At 73.9% G+C, this 5209-nt stretch carries 5 protein-coding genes and 1 pseudogene; all 6 read left to right on the forward strand.

Annotation, left to right across the window (positions count from 1 at the left end; genetic code table 11):
• Window positions 1–812: pseudogene (locus EJK15_RS72350) on the forward strand (hypothetical protein); the annotation flags it as partial.
• Between the two features lie 10 nt (window positions 813–822).
• Window positions 823–2391, forward strand: a complete 1569-nt coding sequence (locus EJK15_RS67520; protein ID WP_138720637.1) for a serine/threonine-protein kinase — start codon at window positions 823–825, stop codon at window positions 2389–2391.
• Window positions 2388–3230 (forward strand): AraC family transcriptional regulator, encoded by an 843-nt coding sequence (locus EJK15_RS67525; RefSeq protein WP_240778114.1) that lies wholly within the window; start codon window positions 2388–2390, stop codon window positions 3228–3230. Before EJK15_RS67520 ends, EJK15_RS67525 begins: the two co-directional genes overlap by 4 nt.
• A gap of 11 nt (window positions 3231–3241) precedes the next feature.
• Window positions 3242–3904: an AzlC family ABC transporter permease gene (locus EJK15_RS67530; protein WP_138720638.1), complete on the forward strand. Its 663-nt coding sequence runs from the start codon at window positions 3242–3244 to the stop codon at window positions 3902–3904.
• Window positions 3901–4212, forward strand: coding sequence for an AzlD domain-containing protein (locus tag EJK15_RS67535; RefSeq protein WP_138720639.1), 312 nt, complete (start codon window positions 3901–3903; stop codon window positions 4210–4212). The genes EJK15_RS67530 and EJK15_RS67535 overlap by 4 nt, the downstream gene beginning before the upstream one ends.
• A 9-nt stretch (window positions 4213–4221) precedes the next feature.
• Window positions 4222–5209: serine/threonine-protein kinase (locus EJK15_RS67540; protein WP_138720640.1), on the forward strand; the 988-nt coding region annotated here is incomplete at its 3' end.

Raw genomic sequence — 5209 nt, forward strand, 5'->3', positions numbered from 1 at the left:
AGATGTGTATAGGAGACAGCGAGACCGGCGCGCGGCTCACCCCGGCGACCGGCGGGCCGCCGAAGGCGCCGACCGCGGCCACGGTGGAGGCGGGCAAGCCGGACCAGCGGCGGCCCGGTCCCGTCATCGCGGCGGCCGTGGCGGTCCTGCTCGTCGCCGGCATCGGCGGCTATCTCGGCCTGCGCTCGGCCCCCGACGACCCTTCTCAGGAGACCGGCGGCTCACAGGCCGCCGCCGCCACCTCGACGCCGTCCGGCGCCTCCCAGCCGCCGTCGGCCACGCCCACCGCGACATCCACTGCACCGCCGAGCGCCACCCCGAGCCCGACGGCGAGCGCCGCCCCGAGCCCCACGAAGAAGGACCCGCTGCCGGCCGGCTGGAAGATGTACAAGGACAAGAAAATGGGCTTCTCCATCGGCCTGCCCAAGGGCTGGGACGTGTGGGACCGGAGCGGCAGGCAGGTCAAGTTCAAGGGCCCGGGGGCGGCCTCCAACGCGTATGTCATGGTCGAGGAGGCGGCAAAGCCCGGCACGGACCCGTACAAGGACTGGAAGAAGCAGGAGCCCAGCCTCAAGAACAACTTCGGCGGCTACGAGAAGCTCGACATCAAGAAGGTCGACTACATGAAGGCCGCCGCGGACTGGGACTTCACCTGGAACACCAACACGGGCAAGACCCGCGTCCGGAACCGGGGCTTCGTGACCGACAACGGGCGGGCGTACGCCATCTACTGGCACACGCTCAACAGCCACTGGAAGGACGACTACCACTTCTTCGAGGGGTTCACCGCGACGTTCATACCGGCAAAGTAGGCTGCTCTGCGTGGAAAAGCAGGTCAGCAACCGATATCGCCTCATCGAGCCGCTCGGCGAGGGCGGCATGGGCGTGGTCTGGCGGGCCTACGACGAGCTGCTCGACCGTACGGTGGCGATCAAGGAGGTCCGCTACTCGGGCGTCGGCGACTCCAAGCGGGCCGAGCTCAACAGCCGGACCATCAGGGAGGCCAGGGCGGCGGGCCGGCTCGACCACCCCTCGGTGATCGTCATCCACGACGTCGTGGAGGAGGACGGCCGCCCGTGGATCGTGATGCAGCTCGTCCGCTCCCGCTCGCTGGCCCAGGTGATCGGCGAGCAGGGGCCGCTGCAGGCCGGGCAGGTCGCGGTGATCGGCGGCCGGCTGCTGGACGCCCTGCGCGCCGCGCACGCCACCGGGGTGCTGCACCGTGACGTCAAGCCCGAGAACGTGCTGCTGGCCGACGACGGCAGAGTGGTGCTCACCGACTTCGGCATCGCGTCCCTGGAGGCCGAGGCGGGGCTGACGGCGACCGGCGGGCTGGTGGGCACGCCCGCGTACATGCCTCCCGAGCGCCTCAACGGCGAGCCGGCCAGACCGGAGTCGGACCTGTGGTCGCTGGGCGCCACGCTGTACACGGCCGTCGAGGGCGAGCCACCGTACAAGCGGGACTCGTGGGCGGCGACGGTGGCGGCGGTGCTGCGCGACGCGCCCAGACCGCCGGCCAGGGCCGGGGCGCTGGCGCCGGTCATCATGGGGCTGCTGCGCCGGGATCCGGACGCGCGGATGCCCGCCGAGGAGGCCGCCCGGCTCCTGTACGAGGTCGCGTCCGGCGCCCACCCGCCAGCGGCCGGCGGCGCTCAGCAGGCCGCCTTCGACTCCGCCGGGCGGCCGACGAACGGTGGCGGGCCGTACCCGACCGTTCCCGGGCGGCCCCGGCGCGGCAGGGCGCTGTGGATCTGGGTCCTGGCCGCGGTGGCCGCGGTGGCGATCCTGGGCGCGGGCGGCACGCTGCTCTACAACAACATGACGAGCCAGGGCCCGGCCGCCGGTCCCGCCCCCTCGACGGCGTCCCCCACGCAGACGGCGTCCCCCACGCAGACGCCGACCCCCACGCAGACGCCGACCGCCACGGGCCGGCCGGTGCCCGCCGGCTGGCGGACGTTCACGAGCGCGGCGGGCCGTTTCTCGATCGGCATGCCCAGGCAGTGGCAGGTCAAGAAGAACCCCGCCAGGGACAGCGTCTCCATCACCGGCCCGGACGCCCCTGGGACGCTGATCGTGGAGTGGACCGTGCCCGACATCCCCTGGAAGGACCCGGTGAAGCACTGGGTCGCCTTGGAGAAGGAGATCCAGGCCAAGAACGAGTTCCAGGGGTACACCCGGGTCGGCATCTCCGCCACCGGCTACCTCGGGCGCGAGGCCGCGGACTGGGAGTTCACCCGGTTGCGCGGCGGGCAGCTGATCCACGTGATCAACCGCGGCTTCCACACCGCCGACGGCCGTCCCTACGCCCTCTACTGGGAGACGCCGGACTCCCGCTGGGACCGGGAACGGCACTACTTCGAGAAGTTCGCGCGCACGTTCCAGCCACGGTGAAAGAGCAGGCGCACTTCTGGCGGCACCCGGCGGTGCCGGGCACGGATCTGCTCAGGGCCCGCTACGTCACCCACCGCTTCTCCCGGCACGTCCACGACGGGTACGCCATCGGCCTGATCGTCACCGGCGTCGAGGAGTTCGCCTATAAGGGCGTCACCCACCGGGCGGCCGCGGGCGAGCTGGTGCTGGTCAACCCGGACGCCGTGCACACCGGCCAGGCGGGCGCGCCCGACGGGTGGTCGTACCGCATGCTCTACCCGTCGATCGACGCGCTGGCCGGGATCGCGGCCGAGCTGGGCGCGCCGCGCGGGACGCCGCACTTCCCTGAGCAAGTAGTGCGCGACGACGAGGTGGCGGCGCTGCTCGGCAGGGCGCACCTGGCGGCCGAGCGCGGGGACGCGCTGGCCGCCTCGACGCTGAGCCGGACGCTGTTCGCCCGGCTGCTGGCCCGCCACGCCACGCCCCGGCCGGCCCTGGTGCTGCCCGGGGAGAGCCGGGGGGCCGTGCGCGAGGCGGTGGACCTGCTGCACGAGAGCCTGGTGGACCCGCCGACGCTGGACGATCTGGCGGGCGCGGTGGGGGCGCGGCCGTTCGCGCTGCTGCGGGCGTTCAAGGCGGCGACGGGGCTGCCGCCGCACGCGTACCTGACCTCGCTGCGGGTACGCCGGGCGCGTCACCTCCTCGATGCCGGGATGCGCCCGGCGCAGGTGGCCGCCGAGGTGGGCTTCACCGACCAGGCCCACCTGACCCGGCATTTCCGCCGCATCGTGGGCGTACCGCCCGCTGCCTACCAACGTGCTGCAGGAACGTACAAGACTGGCGATTCCCCCAACGCCTAGCGTCTGGCCCCATGGATCAGACAACACAGCGTTCCGCCGCTGTCCGGGACGGTCTCGGTGTGGGCCTTGCCGTGGGGCTGTCCGGGCTGGCGTTCGGGGCCGCGGCGATCACCGCGGGCCTGACCGTGCCGCAGGCGTGCGTGATGAGCCTGCTGACGTTCACGGGCGCCTCGCAGTTCGCCCTGACGGGAGCGGTGGGCGCGGGCGGCGACCTGGTGACCGCCACCGCGGGCGCGCTGCTGCTGGGCGGCCGCAACACCCTGTACGGCCTGCGCCTGGCCGACCTGCTGCGGGTACGCGGCCCGCGCCGGCTGCTGGCCGCGCACGGCGTGATCGACGAGACCGCGGCCGTCGCGCTCGCCCAGCCGTCCCCGGCCGCGGCCCGTGCCGGCTTCACCGCCACGTTCGCCAGCCTGTACATCGCCTGGAACCTCTCGACCCTGCTGGGCGCGTTCGGCACGTCGTTCCTGGGCGACCCGGGCGTGCTGGGGCTGGACGCGGTGGGCCCGGCCGCGTTCCTGGCCATCCTGTGGCCCCGGCTGGCGGCGAGCAAGGAACTGCGCCTGCTGGCCGCGGCCGCCGCGGCGATCGCGCTGTGCGCCACCCCGTTCCTGCCGGCCGGCGTGCCGGTGCTGCTGTCGGCCGCGGCGGTCCTGGCGGTGCTGGCGCGATGACGCTGTGGTGGGCGATCGCCGCGCTCTGCGCCGGCTGCTACGCGCTCAAGCTGGCCGGGCTGGCGGCGCCGCGCCGGGTGCTCGACCATCCGGCGGTGCGCAGGTTCGCCGAGCTGGTGCCGGTGGCGCTGCTGGCGGCGCTGATCGCGGTGCAGGTGTTCACGGAGGGGGGCGGGCTGCGCTTCGATCCGGCCCGCACGGCGGGGCTCGGGGCGGCCGCCGTGGCGCTGTTGCTGCGGGCGCCGTTCCTCGTCGTCCTGGCCGCGGCGGCGATCGTCACCGCGCTTGCCCGGGTGCTTCTGGGGTAGTCGCCGTGCATGTCCGATTCTGCGGGGACGATCGGTGGGAGATATCGCCTGCTCAGGACGATCGGCAAGGGCGGCATGGGCACGGTGTGGCAGGCGCACGACGAGGTGCTGGGCAGGGACGTGGCGGTGAAGGAGGTCCTGCCTCCGCCCGACCTCACGGGCCCGGAGCGCGAGGTGTTCGCGGTGCGCACGTTCAGGGAGGCCAGGGCGGCGGGCCGGGTGGCGCACCCGGGCGTGGCGACCGTCTATGACGTGCTGGAGGAGCGCGGGCACCCGTGGATCGTCATGCAGCTCGTGCGCTCCCGTACCCTCGGCGACCTGATCCGCGACGACGGGCCGATGCCCCCGCTCCAGGCCGCGAACATCGGGCTGCAACTGCTGGAGGCGCTGCGCGCGGCCCACGCGGCCGGGGTGCTGCACCGGGACGTCAAACCGGACAACGTGCTGCTCGCCGAGGACGGCAGGGCGGTCCTCACCGATTTCGGCATCGCCACCACCGAGGACGAGGCGCCCGTCACCAGGACGGGCATCCTGATCGGGACCCCCGCCTTCATGGCGCCGGAACGCGCGGCGGGAGGCCGGGCCAGGCCCGCGTCGGACCTGTGGTCACTGGGCGTGACGCTCTACATGGCCGTCGAGGGCCACTCGCCTTTCCAGCGGGACAACGCGCTGGCCACGCTCGGCGCGGTCATGCACGCCGAGCTGGAGCCGCTGGCCCGCGCGGGCGTGCTCGGCCCGGTGGTGCTCGGGCTGCTGCGCAAGGACCCGGCGGAGCGGATGACGCTGGAGGAGGCCGAGCGGCGGCTGACCGAGATCCTGGCGGGCAGCGCCCCCGAGCGGACCGGGCCCGTGCCCGTCCCTATGACGACGGTGCCGCGGCGGCGGCGCAGGCTGCCGCTGGCCGCGATCGGCGGGGGCGCGCTCCTGGTGGCCATGATCACGGGCGGCGCCGCCTGGTGGTCCAGCCGGCCCCCCGGCACGGTGCGCCCCCCGCCCT

The sequence above is a fragment of the Nonomuraea basaltis genome (assembly GCF_005893125.1).
In the GTDB taxonomy this organism is placed as follows: domain Bacteria; phylum Actinomycetota; class Actinomycetes; order Streptosporangiales; family Streptosporangiaceae; genus Nonomuraea; species Nonomuraea basaltis.